The organism is Streptococcus mitis, assembly GCF_946188375.1.
GTDB classification, from domain to species: Bacteria; Bacillota; Bacilli; order Lactobacillales; family Streptococcaceae; genus Streptococcus; species Streptococcus mitis_CX.
In genome coordinates, this window is record NZ_CAMHUS010000002.1 from 261326 (window position 1) to 276786 (window position 15461).

The 15461-nt window shown below is 39.4% G+C and carries 17 protein-coding genes and 1 riboswitch; of the genes, 3 read left to right on the forward strand and 14 right to left on the reverse strand.

Features of this window, described 5'->3' with window-relative positions; genetic code table 11:
* Window positions 1–5: 5 nt before the first annotated feature.
* The 12 genes from N8M16_RS03765 to N8M16_RS03820 form a co-directional block, all read right to left on the reverse strand.
* Window positions 6–734 (reverse strand): ABC transporter ATP-binding protein, encoded by a 729-nt coding sequence (locus tag N8M16_RS03765; protein ID WP_020902628.1) that lies wholly within the window; start codon window positions 732–734, stop codon window positions 6–8.
* A complete protein-coding gene (locus tag N8M16_RS03770; RefSeq protein WP_004261900.1) occupies window positions 734–1741 on the reverse strand; it encodes an ABC transporter substrate-binding protein in 1008 nt (335 codons plus the stop codon). The genes N8M16_RS03765 and N8M16_RS03770 overlap by 1 nt, the downstream gene beginning before the upstream one ends.
* A 38-nt stretch (window positions 1742–1779) precedes the next feature.
* Window positions 1780–2538 carry an ABC transporter permease gene (locus N8M16_RS03775; RefSeq protein ID WP_024057369.1) on the reverse strand — a complete coding sequence of 253 codons (759 nt, stop codon included), beginning with the start codon at window positions 2536–2538 and terminating at the stop codon, window positions 1780–1782.
* Window positions 2501–2791 (reverse strand): thiamine-binding protein, encoded by a 291-nt coding sequence (locus tag N8M16_RS03780; protein WP_000647684.1) that lies wholly within the window; start codon window positions 2789–2791, stop codon window positions 2501–2503. Before N8M16_RS03780 ends, N8M16_RS03775 begins: the two co-directional genes overlap by 38 nt.
* Before the next feature lie 68 nt (window positions 2792–2859).
* Window positions 2860–2962, reverse strand: a riboswitch (TPP riboswitch).
* Window positions 2963–3043: 81 nt separating this feature from the next.
* Window positions 3044–4162: a choline binding-anchored murein hydrolase CbpD gene (gene cbpD / locus N8M16_RS03785; protein WP_020902625.1), complete on the reverse strand. Its 1119-nt coding sequence runs from the start codon at window positions 4160–4162 to the stop codon at window positions 3044–3046.
* 89 nt (window positions 4163–4251) lie between these two features.
* Complete coding sequence (locus N8M16_RS03790) at window positions 4252–4518, reverse strand: Veg family protein (RefSeq protein WP_001278169.1); 267 nt, start codon at window positions 4516–4518, stop codon at window positions 4252–4254.
* Between the two features lies 1 nt (window position 4519).
* Window positions 4520–5872 (reverse strand): replicative DNA helicase, encoded by a 1353-nt coding sequence (dnaB, locus tag N8M16_RS03795; RefSeq protein ID WP_004255325.1) that lies wholly within the window; start codon window positions 5870–5872, stop codon window positions 4520–4522.
* A gap of 43 nt (window positions 5873–5915) precedes the next feature.
* The gene (gene rplI, locus N8M16_RS03800; RefSeq protein WP_004255324.1) at window positions 5916–6368 is read right to left on the reverse strand and encodes a 50S ribosomal protein L9; all 453 of its coding nucleotides are present in this window, start codon (window positions 6366–6368) and stop codon (window positions 5916–5918) included.
* Complete coding sequence (locus tag N8M16_RS03805; RefSeq protein ID WP_261069650.1) at window positions 6365–8338, reverse strand: DHH family phosphoesterase; 1974 nt, start codon at window positions 8336–8338, stop codon at window positions 6365–6367. Before N8M16_RS03805 ends, rplI begins: the two co-directional genes overlap by 4 nt.
* A 135-nt stretch (window positions 8339–8473) precedes the next feature.
* A complete protein-coding gene (hpf, locus tag N8M16_RS03810) occupies window positions 8474–9022 on the reverse strand; it encodes a ribosome hibernation-promoting factor, HPF/YfiA family (RefSeq protein WP_004255322.1) in 549 nt (182 codons plus the stop codon).
* Between the two features lie 79 nt (window positions 9023–9101).
* Window positions 9102–9764, reverse strand: coding sequence for a ComF family protein (locus N8M16_RS03815; RefSeq protein ID WP_004255321.1), 663 nt, complete (start codon window positions 9762–9764; stop codon window positions 9102–9104).
* On the reverse strand, window positions 9761–11059 hold the full coding sequence (locus tag N8M16_RS03820) for an ATP-dependent helicase ComFA (protein WP_004255320.1): 1299 nt from the start codon (window positions 11057–11059) through the stop codon (window positions 9761–9763). Before N8M16_RS03820 ends, N8M16_RS03815 begins: the two co-directional genes overlap by 4 nt.
* A gap of 56 nt (window positions 11060–11115) precedes the next feature.
* Here N8M16_RS03820 and N8M16_RS03825 point away from each other — a divergent pair, with 56 nt between their 5' ends.
* The 3 genes from N8M16_RS03825 to cysK all read left to right on the forward strand — a co-directional run bounded on the left by N8M16_RS03825 (window position 11116) and on the right by cysK (window position 13233).
* The gene (locus N8M16_RS03825; protein WP_000395748.1) at window positions 11116–11751 is read left to right on the forward strand and encodes a YigZ family protein; all 636 of its coding nucleotides are present in this window, start codon (window positions 11116–11118) and stop codon (window positions 11749–11751) included.
* A 15-nt stretch (window positions 11752–11766) separates the two neighbouring features.
* The gene (locus N8M16_RS03830) at window positions 11767–12210 is read left to right on the forward strand and encodes a PH domain-containing protein (RefSeq protein ID WP_070528353.1); all 444 of its coding nucleotides are present in this window, start codon (window positions 11767–11769) and stop codon (window positions 12208–12210) included.
* 96 nt (window positions 12211–12306) lie between these two features.
* Window positions 12307–13233 carry a cysteine synthase A gene (cysK, locus tag N8M16_RS03835; RefSeq protein ID WP_261069651.1) on the forward strand — a complete coding sequence of 309 codons (927 nt, stop codon included), beginning with the start codon at window positions 12307–12309 and terminating at the stop codon, window positions 13231–13233.
* A gap of 121 nt (window positions 13234–13354) precedes the next feature.
* Here cysK and tsf read toward each other — a convergent pair whose 3' ends face one another.
* Both tsf and rpsB read right to left on the reverse strand, forming a co-directional pair.
* On the reverse strand, window positions 13355–14395 hold the full coding sequence (tsf, locus tag N8M16_RS03840) for a translation elongation factor Ts (RefSeq protein ID WP_261069652.1): 1041 nt from the start codon (window positions 14393–14395) through the stop codon (window positions 13355–13357).
* Window positions 14396–14473: 78 nt separating this feature from the next.
* Entirely contained in the window at window positions 14474–15253 is a 780-nt protein-coding gene (gene rpsB, locus N8M16_RS03845) for a 30S ribosomal protein S2 (RefSeq protein WP_000268466.1), read from the reverse strand.
* Window positions 15254–15461: the final 208 nt, after the last annotated feature.

A 15461-nucleotide genomic window follows, 5' to 3' on the forward strand; every position in this document is an offset into this window, starting at 1 on the left:
TTTTTCTACTTATCTAAGCCTAATTCTACCAAAATTTGACGTTTATAGGCAATCTTTTGGACTTCTTTGTCCTCATCTTCAGACCAATCTAGTTTAATTTCTGAAACAATCTGCCCAGGACGATTTTTCAAGATATAGATGCGGTCGCTGAGACTGAGGGCCTCCTCGATACTATGCGTGATGATCAAGGTTGTTAGCTGCAACTGCTTGTGAATCTCAAGGTACCAAGCGTGGAGTTCCATCTTGGTCATCTCATCCAAGGCGCTAAAAGCCTCATCCAAGAGAAAGAGCTTGTGCCCGAAAAGATAGGTTCGGAGCAAGGCTACACGCTGACGCATCCCACCACTGAGTTCATGAGGGTATTTATCTCTTACAGCTGTCAACTGGAAGGTCGCAAGAATTTCATCTGCGCGAGCAATAGCTTCTGCCTTATCCACCTTTTGAATCAAGAGGGGCAGAATGATATTACCAAGCACCGTCTTGTGCTCCAAGAGCAGATCCTTTTGTAACATATAACTCACGCGCCCCTTGGGATTTTCTTCACCATCAAGGACAATTCTCCCTGACTGAACTTCTAAAATCCCCGCAATTAAGTTGAAAAGCGTAGTCTTACCAACACCACTTGGGCCTAGGATAGAAACCACTTCACCTGAAGTGACTTTCAGATTGATGTCCTCTAAAATCCTCTCCTGACCATAGGCATAACTGACGTGTTCTAGTCTAATTTCTGTCATTATTTCACAAATTCGTTGGTGAAGCCTTTGTCTGTCAAATCTTCTTTAAGGATACCATTTTCTTTATCCCATTTGTAGAAGGCATTCCAGCGAGCTGCATCAAATTGCCCCCATTTTTCCTTGTCGCTTGCGTATTCTTTTGACAAGTATTTTTGAGATTCGATGACAAAGTCACGTTTTTCCTTGAGTTCAGGTGCATTTTTGATGAGGATATCAGCTGCTTCCTCTGGATGCTCCATAGCATATTGGTAGCCTTTTTTGATAGCTTGGATAACTTTGCGAGCTTCTTCTTTGTTGTCTTTCAAATAGTCGTTGTTAGCAATAATGACTGGTGAGTAATAGTCAAATTCTTTAACGTAGTCTTTCAAGTACATGAAATTAGCATCTACACCTTGAGATTTTGCAAGGATACCATCCCAACCGTAGTAGATCCAAGCAGTATCAAAGACGCCATTGGCAATCGGTGTGATTGAGTTTGAGTCGTTATTTGGTACTTTTTCAACCTTCTCAAAGTCTCCACCTTGAGATTCTACCAAGGTTTTCAACATAGCAAGTTCAGTTGGGTCATTCCATGTCCCGTATTTTTTACCAACCAAGTCCTTTGGACTGCTTACATTGTCAGATTTACGAGAGATGATTCCTGATGTATTGTGTTCAACAATAGCTGCAACGGCAGTAATTCCTGCTCCTTTTTCCAATTTTTTAGCCATATAGTCTTGGAAATAGACTGCAAATGGTGCCTTACCGTTAATAACCAAGTCAGAAGAACTTTCTTCTGGTGGCAATTTCAAATCAACATCCACTCCAGCTTCTTTGAAATAACCTTTTTCCTTAGCAACATAAAGCCCTGTGTGGTTGGTATTTGGCGTCCAGTCTAGGATAAAGTCAATCTTCTTGAGTTCTGCTTCCTTATTATCCTTAGAAGCAGTTCCTTGACCACAGGCCACAAGCACAACAGCTACAAGAGCTGTTAAAACAGTTAAAAACACTTTCCATGTTTTCTTCATTTCAATTTCCTCTTTTCTTTTTCAGAAACATTCTTATTCTACGAACGTTTCCATTTAATAACATATTTTTCACTGACATCAACCAGCTTCATACCGAGAAGACTGATAATCGATACCAGAATAATAATAGCAAACATAGTATCATACTGAAACAGTTTCTTGGACTGAATCATGTAGACACCTAGTCCTTCAAAGCCTCCCAACCACTCAGATACTACTGTTGTGATAAAGGCGTAGGAGACACTGACCCTCAGACCAGCATAAAAGTAAGGCAGACTGACAGGGATTTTAAAATGCCACAGGATTTGCCAAGGTTTGGCCCGCATCAGACTAAACAAGGTCAGCATATCCTTGTCACAATGCCTAAAACCGTCCAAAATGCTGACGATGATAGGAAAGGTTGTTGTCAAGATAATCAAGACAATCTTGGGCAAAATCCCATAACCGAGCCACAAAACCAGGATAGGGGCTATGGCAATGGTCGGGATAGTCTGAACAACCACCATCATAGGGTAAATCAGATCGTTAAGCCAAGTCAAACTGTCCATAAGCACAGCCATGAGACAGGCAATCAAGACTCCCAAAATCAGTCCCAATAAAGCCACTCTCAAGGTGGCCCAGCTATGGTGCCAGAGAAATTCTCTATCACGAACAAAGGACAGGAGAATTTCAAGAGGTGTCGGCAGGATAAACTTGGGGAGAAGTTTAAGAAAACCTGCTAACTGCCAGATTGACAAGACCCCCATAAAGCCCAATAGACTAATGTGTCGTCTCAGTATACTTTTCAAGTTTCTCATCAATACTTAAAATCTCTCCTACATTTATTTTGACATTGGCAAAGACATTTTCTGCCTCCTGCCCTGCCACTTCTAGCGCTTCTTTTAGAATGCGCATAAGTTCATCAAACTCCCCTTCCAAGACTGTTTCAAATGGTGTCACTACCATGGTCACTTCTTGAGCTTGCAGATAAGCAATGACCTGATCAATAACAGCAATCCGATCAATTCCCTGTGATAGGGGTAAAACTTGCAAGGCAATGCTTGCTTTCATAAGAACCTCCTCTTCTCGTTTTCCTTTGACAAAAAGAAAAACCTTTACCATATATGGAAAAGGTCAAGAATAGACTAAGTATCGTTCCCTACGCTGGCATTACCCAGATCAGGTGCGGTCGAAGTTTAACACTTCCTCTCAGACTGTACACAGACTCCCATATATTATATGGACATATGATAGCGCAAAATAAAAAAAATGTCAAGGAAACTGCTTACAGAAAAGAGTAGGAAATTTTCCTACTCCCATTTTCTATACTCGTTCTCCATCACTATTTACTCTGTAGCCATCCACTGTCGTATTGACAGCTAAGGCGCCTGAAGAGTAAGAATAATACCACTTACCAGAGACTTGATACCACCCCGTTTTCATTGCCCCTGAACTATCTAAATAATACCACAGACCATTTTCCTTTAACCAGCCTGTCTGCATTTCACCAGATGATTTCAAATAATACCAACTAGATCCATCTTTCAGCCAGCCTGTTGATTTAGATCCATTTGATTTAAAATGATACCAACTACCATTTATTTTCTTCCAACCGACAGTTGAACTGTTATTGGATCCATAGTTAGAGCTATTTCCTGATTGATTCTGATAATTCTGTGAAGAGGTTACTCCCTCTAGCTGGATATAGCGACGACTTCCGTTATAAGCCGTATAACTCAACCACTTGTACCCATCTTTTTCGAGAATTTGATCATAATGAACATTCTCCCCAGGATAATAGTAATCAATTGCAGTTGCGCCAGCTAGAGGCTGATTTTTGATAGCAGCCTTAGTCTTAAAATAATGTGTTCCTCCTGTTGAAACTGAGGATTGACTATTCCCAACACTGCCACCAGCTAAATCTTTAAAATGAATAAAGCCAGTCATAGTATTCGCCTTCACGACGCGCTTATTGTAAGATTCCCTTATTCCATAATTGTATTCTTCAATCTCAATCTCATCTCCTATTACATTTGACACCCAAGCAACATGACCATAAGTTCCTGCAGTCGACCAAGCAATGGAGCCAATCGCTGGTCTATTATCGACACGATAGCCTTCACGACGAGCACGATAGCCCCATTCATTCGCATTCCCATAAGCCGCCGGAATCTCAAAACCATTGACATTACTCAAACGAAAGGCTGCAAAAGAAGTACACTGACGAGAATACATGCGCCACTTATCAATCTCCTGGCTCCCATTTTTATAATGAGCAGGATAATCATCCCCACGCGCAATCGATCCATTTCCTCCGGAATAGGCATATACACTATTACCCGCTGCTAACATCAATCCTACTACTAAAAAGGGAACAACCTTTTTAGCTGATTTTCTAAAAGAAAATCTTGTCTCTGCTACTTTAAATGGTGAAATTTTCATTCTTCCTCCTTGAAAAATAATATAAATCGAAGATTACCTTCACTTAAACTATTCGGAGAAAAAAAGAAAAAGTGAGAAAATTTCTCACTTTAGTCAAGATAATGAATCAAATTCTTTTCTGTAAGGATATCTGAGTAAGTAAAGGATTCAACGTAAACATTAGCTTGTTTATCTCCTTCAACGTTCCCAAATTCAACGATAAATAGGGATGGATAAACCTCAATTAGCTTACCCAATCTATTTTTTTGGCGCTTACGACCATTCTCCAAAGTCATTTCTACGACTTGTCCCTCATGTGCCTTGATTTCTTCTTTTATTTTTTTCATCTTGGCTACATCTGTAAATGCATCTGACATCTTATGCCTCCCTCTTTGAGATACTTGAAAATTTATTGTATTCTTTTTGGAAAATTAATTCCACCGTTCCACGAGCTCCACTACGGTTTTTCTCTATAATAACTTCTACCTTATTGTTTGGTATGCCTTCCTCTTCTTCACCACCACGCTCATAGTAGTCGTCGCGATAAAGAAAGGCTACGATATCAGCGTCCTGCTCAATAGAACCAGATTCACGAATATCAGACAAGACCGGTCTCTTATCCTGGCGTTGTTCTACACCACGAGAAAGCTGACTTAGAGCGATTACTGGAACCTTCAGTTCCTTAGCTAAAATTTTCAACTGACGTGAAATTTCTGAAACCTCTTGTTGACGATTTTCCCGACCAGTTCCCGTGATAAGCTGCAAATAGTCTATTAAAATCAAACCAAGATTTCCAGTTTCTTGAGCCAGTTTACGAGAACGAGAACGAATCTCTGTAATCCGAATCCCTGGCGTATCATCGATATAGATACTTGCATTAGCTAGGTTCCCTTGAGCAATGGTATATTTTTGCCACTCCTCATCAGTCAATTGACCCGTACGGATAGAATGCGATTCCACCAAGCCTTCTGCCGCCAACATACGGTCCACTAGACTTTCCGCACCCATTTCGAGTGAAAAAATAGCAACCGTTTTGTCCAACTTAGTCCCAATATTCTGAGCAATATTCAATGCAAAGGCTGTCTTACCAACCGCTGGACGGGCTGCTAGGATAATCAACTCCTCCTCATGAAGTCCAGTCGTCATATGATCCAAGTCACGATAGCCTGTCGCAATACCTGTAATATCGGTCGTTTGTTGCGAGCGAGTTTCCAGATTTCCAAAGTTGATATTCAACACATCTCGAATGTTCTTAAATCCACTTCGATTAGCATTTTCGCTGACATCAATCAGGCCTTTTTCTGCCTGAGCAATGATTTCATCAGCTGGTTGCGAAGCCTCGTAAGCTTGATTGACAGACTCTGTCAACTTGGAGATTAATCGACGTAGCATGGCCTTCTCTGCAACAATCTTAGCATAATACTCCGCATTAGCAGAAGTTGGCACAGAATTGACAATCTCAACCAGGTAAGACAAGCCACCAATATTCTGTAAATCACCTTGATTATCAAGAATGGTACGAACCGTTGTTGCATCTATAGCATCGCCACGATCGGATAAATCGACCATAGCTTGGAAAATCAAACGATGGGCATACTTAAAAAAGTCCCGAGACTCAATATATTCTCGCACAAAAACAAGCTTACTCTCGTCAATAAAGATAGCCCCTAAAACGGATTGCTCAGCTAAGATATCTTGAGGTTGTACTCGTAACTCTTCTACTTCTGCCATCAGACTTCCCTTCCTTTTACAATCTTGTCAAGAAAGTGTAAATTTACCCTTCTTTCACACGAAGATTGATCACACCTGTGATATCTTGATAGATTTTCACTGGTACATCGATCAAACCAACTGCTCGAATCGGAGCTTGTACTTGAATATGACGCTTATCAATCTTAATTCCAAATTGCTTTTGCAATTCTTCTGCAATTTTCTTATTCGTAATAGAACCAAAGGTACGGCCATCTGGACCAACTTTTTCAACGAATTCTACAACCGTTTCTTCTGCTTCTAGTTGGTCTTTAATTGCTTTTGCTTCTGCAATCATCTCAGCGTGAGCTTTTTCTTCAGATTTTTGTTTACCACGAAGCTCACCTACCGCTTGAGCAGTCGCTTCTTTGGCTAGATTTTTTTTGATAAGAAAGTTTTGTGCATACCCTGTTGGTACTTCCTTAATTTCGCCTTTTTTACCTTTTCCTTTAACATCTGCTAAAAAGATTACTTTCATTCTTCTTTCTCCTTTTCCTTTATTTCATTTAATACAATTTCTGTCAGTTTTTCACCTGCTTCTGACAAGGTTAAATCTTTAATTTGAGCTGCAGCTAAATTAAAGTGGCCTCCACCTCCTAACTCTTCCATAATCCGTTGTACATTCATTTTACTACGACTTCGAGCTGAGATAGAGATAAATCCTTGTGTATTCTTCGCAAGAACAAAACTCGCTTCAATGCCTGACATAGCTAACATGGCATCTGCTGCCTTACTAATAACAACTGTATCGTAGCATTTCGAGTCCGTAGCCTCTGCTATCAATACATCTGAACCTAATTTACGCCCTTGTAAAATCAGTTCATTGACCTCACGATATTCTTCAAAATCTGTCGCAGCGATTTCTTGGATAGCAATGCTATCACTTCCGCGCGTTCTGAGATAGCTAGCAACATCAAATGTCCGACTAGTCACTCGCGAGGTGAAATTTTTAGTATCCAACATCATACCAGCCATCAAGACGCTTGCTTGCATACGACTCAAACGATTTTTCTTAGAATTCTGGAACTGAATCAATTCCGTTACCAACTCACTAGCACTACTTGCACCACTTTCGATATAAGTAATAACCGCATTATCTGGAAAATCCTGATCCCGTCTGTGGTGGTCGATAACGATGGTTTGGGTAAATAAATCATAAAAATCTTTTGATAAAGTTAAAGCTGTCTTTGAATGGTCTACAAGAATCAACAAAGAACGATTGGTCACCATCCCCATTGCGTCCTTAACAGACAACAACTTTGTAACTCCTTCTTTTTCTAAGAATGAAACAGCTCGTTCAATATCCGGCGACATTTGTTCTTCATCATAAATAGCATAGCTATTTTGAGTCACATTGCTGGCAAACAACTGCATACCTACAGCAGAGCCAAGAGCATCCATATCTAGATTTTTGTGACCAACTACAAAAACCTGATCCACACTACGAATCTTATCTGAAATAGCCGTCATCATAGCACGCGTACGGGTCCGTGTACGTTTGATTGAGGCAGCAGATCCACCACCAAAATAAACTGGATTTTTCGTTTCGTTGTTTTCCTTGACAACCACTTGGTCGCCACCACGCACTTCAGCCAAGTTCAAATTGAGCAAAGCAACTTTCCCTATTTCATCATGATTTCCATCACCATAAGAAAATCCCATACTTAAGGTCAAGGGCAACTGTCTCTGTTTCGACTCTTCTCTGAAAGAATCAATAACAGAAAATTTATCGTTCATCAATCCCTCAAGCACCGTGTAGTCCGTAAATAGATAAAAGCGATCCATACTTACTCGACGGGAGAACATGGCATGTTTTCCAGCGAATTCTGAAACAAAATTGGCTACAAAACTATTAATATGACTGATATCAGACTCTGATGTTTCATCTTCTAAGTCATCGTAGTTGTCAACAGAAACAATCCCAATCACAGGTCGACTCGTTACTAACTCAACAGTCGCTTCGTATTCTCCAGACACATCAAAGAAGTAAAGAACTCCAGACACCTTGTCCATATGAACCGAATAGCGGGTCTCACCCAAGGTGGCATAAGAACCTGGATTCCCCACAGAAGCCTTGATAATTGTTTGAATTAATGCCACATCAATTTCGCCCACTTCATTAGTCAAAATCAATTCAGCATAAGGATTAAACCATTCAACTTCACCTGACGACAAGTCTAATTTAATAACTCCGACAGGCATCTGTTCTAACAAGGTTGTCAAACTTTCTTCAGCTTGGTGGTTTACATACTGGATTTGTTCTACTTCACTCCTTGAGTAGTAGTCTCTCTGATGGATGAATAGTAAAATATATGAACCCAAAATAAGTAGCAAAAGAAATAGCGTTACCAGTGTATTCGTTACAAAAACAAGTTGCACAGATAGCACTCCGAACGCCACTATTCCTAATATTAAGGGGAAAATAGGACTTACATAAAATTTTTTCATTCCAAACCTCTTGGCACCCATTATACCATAATAACCACCAAAAAGCGACTTTTTAAAAGTGTAATCAGTAATTCTATCAATTATAAGAAAAAGGAGGTTTACAATTTAGTAAACCTTCCTTTACACATATTGAAATTAAGATTCTTTAACTTCTAACAAGCCAATCTCGCCATCTTCACGACGATAAATCACATTGGTTGTCTGATCTTCAACATCCACATAGATAAAGAAATCATGTCCCAACAAATCCATCTGTAGAATAGCTTCTTCCAAATCCATTGGTTTTAAATCAATTTGTTTTGAACGAACAACTCTAGATTGGACAACATTTGTATCTTCCACCAAAGCATCTGTAAATAATTGACTAGTTGCTACCTTGTTTTTATTTTTACGCTCGATTTTTGTTTTATTTTTACGAATCTGACGTTCAATTTTATCGGTTACAAGGTCAATTGAACCATACATATCTTGAGACACATCTTCTGCACGAAGAGTAATTGAACCAAGCGGAATCGTCACCTCCACTTTAGCCGTTTTTTCACGATACACCTTCAAGTTTACTCGAGCATCCAACTCTTGTTCAGCTTGAAAATACTTTTCGATCTTTTCGAGTTTAGAAACTACATAATCACGAATTGCTTCTGTTACTTCTAGGTTTTCACCACGGATACTATATTTAATCATATGAGTACCTTCTTTCTAAACATTTTTGTTTTTCTGATTTCATTATAACGCTTTCATTTTATTTTTGCAAATTTTTTCCTCATCTTACAAGGGAAAATGTTTTTACATCCTCAGCACCAGCTTCTTCCAACAGCTTCTTCACACGATTTATAGTTGTTCCAGTAGTATAAATGTCATCTATAAGTAGGATTTTTTTAGGAATAGTGACTCCCCTTTTAATAAAGAAAGGAAGTTCTGTCCCCAAGCGTTCTGAACGATTTTTGGAAGAACTGGCCCGCTCTTCTCTCTTCTCTAGTAAGTCTTGCAAAGAGAACTCTGCTGCTTCAACTAAACCTTCAACCTGGTTAAATCCCCTCTCGAGCAATCTTTCAGGACTTAGGGGAATTACAACAAATTGATACTCTTTGTACTTTTTTAACTCCTCACTTAAAACTGAAGCAAAAACTTTTCTTAAAAGGAAGTCTCCATCAAACTTATACCGACTGAAAAAATCCTTCATAGCTTGATTGTAAGTAAAAATCGCTCTATGACTGACTTCAACTTCTTCTTTACACCAAAATTGACAATCTTGACACTTTGTTGACAAACCTGTTTTCATACAGTTTGGGCAGTTTTCTTCTCCAATCCTCTCAAAAGTAGAGTCACAGTCTGAACAAAGACAAGAGTCATCATTCTTCAGAAGTAAGAGACTACTAAAAGTTAAAACAGCCTTCATAGTCTGCCCACATAATAAGCACTTCATAGCCCCGCCTCCTTATTCATCTGCTGAATTTCCTTAATTGCCTTTTTGATTGAAGCATTTAACCCGTCATGGAAGAAAAGCAAATCTCCTGTCGGTCTGTCCATACTCCGACCGACACGTCCTCCAATCTGTATTAAACTAGACTTGGTAAACAGACGATGATTGGCCTCTACTACGAAAACGTCAACACAAGGGAAGGTAACTCCACGCTCCAATATCGTCGTACTGATAAGTATTGTCAGTTCTCTATCTCGAAAAGCTTGTACCTGCTCTAATCGATTTTCTGTGATAGAAGATACAAAGCCAATTTTCTCATTTGGAAATTGCTCCTGTATGATTTCTTTTAACTGTTCCCCTTTCTTAATCTCTGAAGCAAAAATGAGTAACGGATAACCTGTCTTTCTCTGCTTCTCAATATAAGACTTTAGCTTTGGTGACAACCGACTTTTCTCTAAACAGTGATTAAAATCGGATAACCAGACAGGTTTAGGAATAATCAAAGGATTTCCATGAAATCGTCTTGGCAAACTCAATCGTTTTAATTCTCCGATGCGAACCTTCCTATCTAACTCATCGGTAGAAGTTGCTGTTAAAAAGATTCTCAAGCCATTCTCCTTTACACTATTCTTGACAGCATGGTAAAGCATAGGATTGTCAACATAAGGAAAGGCATCTACTTCATCCACTATCAGTAAATCAAAAGCTTGATAAAACTTCAATAACTGATGGGTCGTCGCAACAACTAGTGGTGTTCGAAAATACGGCTCTGATTCTCCATGTAGGAGGGCTATCTCACAAGCAAAATCCTTTTGCAGGCGCTTATACAGCTCCAAACAAACGTCTATGCGAGGACTGGCCAAACACACTGCACCACCCGCATTGATCACTTTAGCTACTACTTGATAAATCATTTCTGTCTTTCCAGCTCCTGTTACAGCGTGAACCAAGCTTGGCTCTTGCTTGTCTACCGCTTGAAGCAGTCCCTGTGATACCTTATCTTGAAAAGGGGTTAATTGACCACGCCATTTAAGAACATCTTGCTTCGGAAAATCCTCCTGTGGGAAATAGTATAAAGATTGATCACTCCTGACTCGCTTCATCAGTAAACACTCCCTACAATAGTAAGTACCGATGGGCAAATACCATTCTTCTAGAATAGTACTATTACAACGTTGACAGAAAAGTTTCCCTTTCTCCTTTCTCATTGCTGGAAGTTTCTCCGCCAACTGACGTTCCTCTTCTGTTAATTCATTCTCAGTAAACAAGCGACCGAGATAATTTGGATTTACTTTCATACTTCTTTATTCGTAAAAACCTAGCGCTTTAAATGATTTTTTAGTACAATTAAATCATGGAATTTAGAACAATTAAAGAGGACGGACAAGTCCAAGAAGAAATCAAAAAATCCCGCTTTATCTGTCATGCCAAGCGTGTTTATAGCGAAGAAGAGGCTCGTGACTTCATTACTGCCATCAAGAAAGAGCACTACAAAGCTACTCATAACTGCTCTGCCTTCATTATTGGGGAACGTAGTGGAATCAAACGGACAAGTGATGATGGTGAGCCCAGTGGGACTGCTGGCGTTCCCATGCTTGGGGTACTAGAAAATCACAATCTTACTAATGTCTGTGTGGTAGTGACACGCTACTTTGGTGGCATTAAACTAGGCGCTGGAGGATTGATTCGTGCTTACGCTGGCAGTGTTGCCTTAGCTGTCAAAGAAATTGGCATCATTGAAATAAAGGAACAGGCTGGCATTGCTATTCAAATGTCTTACGCTCAGTACCAAGAGTACAGTAACTTCCTTAAGGAATATAATCTCATGGAACTGGATACAAACTTTACAGATCAAGTCGATACGATGATTTATGTTGATAAAGAAGAAAAAGAAACTATTAAAGCTGCACTTGTAGAGTTTTTTAATGGAAAAGTCACTTTAACTGATCAAGGTTTACGAGAAGTTGAAGTTCCTGTAAACTTAGTGTAAACAAAGGAGAAAAATATGGCATTTGGTAAATTCATTCAAGGACTCGCTGGTAACTTTAGCGAGCAAAACAAAGAAACTCTTATCAAAGAATATGGACAATATCTACTAGAAAATGAAGAAATTCAAAGTGGATATAAACTGATTCGTGATTCAATTATATTTACAAATATCCGTATTATCTTTACAGATAAACAAGGCGCTACTGGTCGTAAGATGTCTATTAAATCAATCTTTTTGATGAACATTGTTAACGTTGAAATGGAAACTGCAGGAGCAGGTATAGATGATAGTGAAATTACTATTACTTATTTAGAAAATGTCTTTCTAAAAGCACACAATGAGCATTTTAATGCTCATAAATTTGAATTCCCTAAGAAAACGGATATCGTTCCACTTTACACCTATTTATTAGAATTAGCTTATCACAATCGCTTGAAAATTAATGGCTTAGACCTGTGATATAAAAAAATCCTATCACTTCGATAGGATTTCTATATTTTACAAATGGTATAGATAGCGTTATACTAGAAATATCTTATACAAAGAGGTATTCATATGTCTATTTATAACAACATTACTGAATTAATCGGTCAAACTCCGATCGTTAAACTCAACAATATTGTGCCAGAAGGCGCCGCAGATGTCTATGTAAAACTTGAAGCATTTAACCCTGGTTCTTCTGTAAAAGACCGTATTGCTCTTAGCATGATTGAAAAAGCTGAACAAGACGGTATTTTGAAACCAGGTTCTACAATTGTTGAAGCAACAAGTGGAAATACTGGTATTGGACTTTCATGGGTAGGTGCTGCTAAAGGGTATAAAGTCGTCATCGTTATGCCTGAAACTATGAGTGTAGAACGACGTAAGATTATCCAAGCTTATGGTGCTGAACTCGTCCTAACTCCTGGTAGTGAGGGAATGAAAGGCGCTATTGCTAAAGCTCAAGAAATCGCTGCTGAACGTGATGGTTTCCTTCCTCTTCAATTTGACAATCCAGCTAATCCAGAAGTACACGAAAGAACAACAGGAGCTGAAATACTAGCTGCTTTCGGTAAAGATGGACTAGATGCCTTTGTTGCTGGAGTGGGTACCGGTGGAACGATTTCTGGTGTTTCTCATGCACTCAAATCAGCAAATTCAAGCATTCAAGTTTTTGCAGTAGAGGCAGACGAATCTGCTATTCTATCTGGTGAAAAACCTGGCCCTCACAAAATTCAAGGTATCTCAGCTGGATTTATTCCTGATACACTTGATACAAAGGCTTATGATGGTATCGTTCGTGTAACATCAGACGATGCTCTCGCACTTGGCCGTGAGATTGGTGGAAAAGAAGGATTCCTTGTAGGGATTTCTTCAGCTGCAGCTATCTACGGAGCCATCGTGGTTGCCAAGAAATTAGGTACAGGTAAAAAAGTTCTTGCTCTAGCACCAGATAACGGTGAACGTTATTTGTCTACAGCACTCTATGAATTTGAAGTGTAGTCTCCTAAATGCACTTAGCCCTTATTATAGGGCTTTTTATTTATACCTTGAAAATAGGAAAATCTCCCTATACGGATCTACTGTATAGAAAAAAGGAAGCAATTTGGCTTCCTTTTTATTATTAGTTATTCAAGGCTGCTGCCATTGTAGCTGCAACTTCAGCTTCGAAGTCGTTTGCAGCTTTTTCGATACCTTCACCAACTTCAAAGCGAGCGAACTCAACTACTGAAGCGTTAACTGATTCAAGGTATGCTTCAACTGTCTTGCTGTCATCCATGATGTATACTTGTGCAAGAAGTGTGTAAGCTTGGTCAACTTTAGTGTTGTCAAGCATGAAGCGATCCATTTTACCTGGGATGATTTTGTCCCAGATTTTTTCTGGTTTGCCTTCTGCAGCCAATTCAGCTTTGATGTCAGCTTCAGCTTGGGCAATAACATCATCAGTCAATTGAGCTTTTGATCCATACTTCAAGTGTGGAAGAGCTGGTTTGTTAACCATTGCACGACTTTCGTTATCTTGGTCGATAACGTGGTTCAATTGTGCCAACTCATCTTTAACGAATTGCTCATCCAATTCTTTATAAGAAAGAACTGTTGGTTTCATCGCTGCGATGTGCATTGACAATTGTTTAGCAAGTGCTTCGTCTCCACCTTCAACAACTGAAATAACACCGATACGTCCACCGTTATGTTGGTATGCTCCAAAGTGTTGTGCATCTGTTTTTTCAATCAATGCAAAGCGACGGAATGAGATTTTTTCTCCGATAGTTGCTGTTGCAGATACGTATGCAGCTTCAAGAGTTTCACCTGAAGGCATTGTCAAAGCAAGTGCTTCATCATTATTAGCAGGTTTTCCTTCAGCAATAACTTTAGCTGTAGTATTTACCAATTCAACAAATTGAGCATTTTTCGCAACGAAGTCAGTTTCAGCGTTTACTTCAATAACTGCTGCAACATTACCGTTAACGTAAACACCAGTCAAACCTTCTGCAGCAACACGGTCAGCTTTCTTAGCTGCCTTAGCCATACCTTTTTCACGAAGCAATTCAATCGCTTTTTCGATGTCACCGTCTGTTTCTACAAGCGCTTTTTTAGCGTCCATAACACCGGCACCAGATTTTTCACGCAACTCTTTTACAAGTTTAGCTGTAATTTCTGCCATTTTGATTCTCCTATATTTTTTAAAAATAGGAGAGCCGGGCTAAGCCCCGCCCTCCTAGGTAATTACTAATTATATGAATTAAGCGTTGTCGCCTTCTACAACTTCAACGATTTCTTCGATTGAGTCTGCTTGAGTTTCTGAAGCTGCAAATTCTGCTTCAACCGCTACTGCATCTTCACCTTGACGTCCTTCGATGATAGCGTCAGCCAATTTAGCTGTGATCAATTTAACAGCGCGGATAGCATCATCGTTAGCTGGGATGATTACATCAATATCATCTGGATCAGTGTTTGTGTCAACCATCGCTACAACTGGGATTCCCAATTTCTTAGCTTCTTTAACAGCGATTTGCTCTTTATGTGGATCAACTACGTACATAACATCTGGGATACGAGGCATATCTTCGATACCACCCAAGAATTTTTCAAGACGTGCACGTTGTTTGTTAAGAAGTGCAACTTCTTTCTTAGGAAGAACTTCGAAAGTTCCATCTTCTTCCATACGTTTGATTTCTTTCAAACGAGCGATACGTTTTTGGATTGTTCCCCAGTTTGTAAGAGTTCCCCCCAACCAACGGTGGTTGATAAAGTATTGACCTGAACGTACTGCTTCTTCAGCAACTGCATCAGCTGCTTGTTTCTTAGTACCAACAAACAATACAACTGCATCGTTAGCTGCTGCATCACGCATGAAATCGTAAGCTTGGTCAGCGTATTTTACAGTTTGTTGCAAGTCGATAACGTGGATTCCGTTACGCTCAGTGAAGATGTACTTAGCCATCTTAGGGTTCCAGCGACGAGTTTGGTGGCCAAAGTGTACACCAGCCTCAAGAAGTTGTTTCATTGAAATTACTGCCATGAGTATTTCTCCTTTTTGTTTTTTTCCTCTTCTTGACTTCAACTCGCAAAACGACCCAAAGGCAACTGTTTCACAATTCATCAAGAATGAGTATTATCGTTCACACGACAAGTTTCATTTTACCATACTTTTTCAATATTTTCAAGCGATTTTAGTAGATTTTTAAAGCAAGTTAACTATATAAATCATAAAAGAGACTCAAATCGAG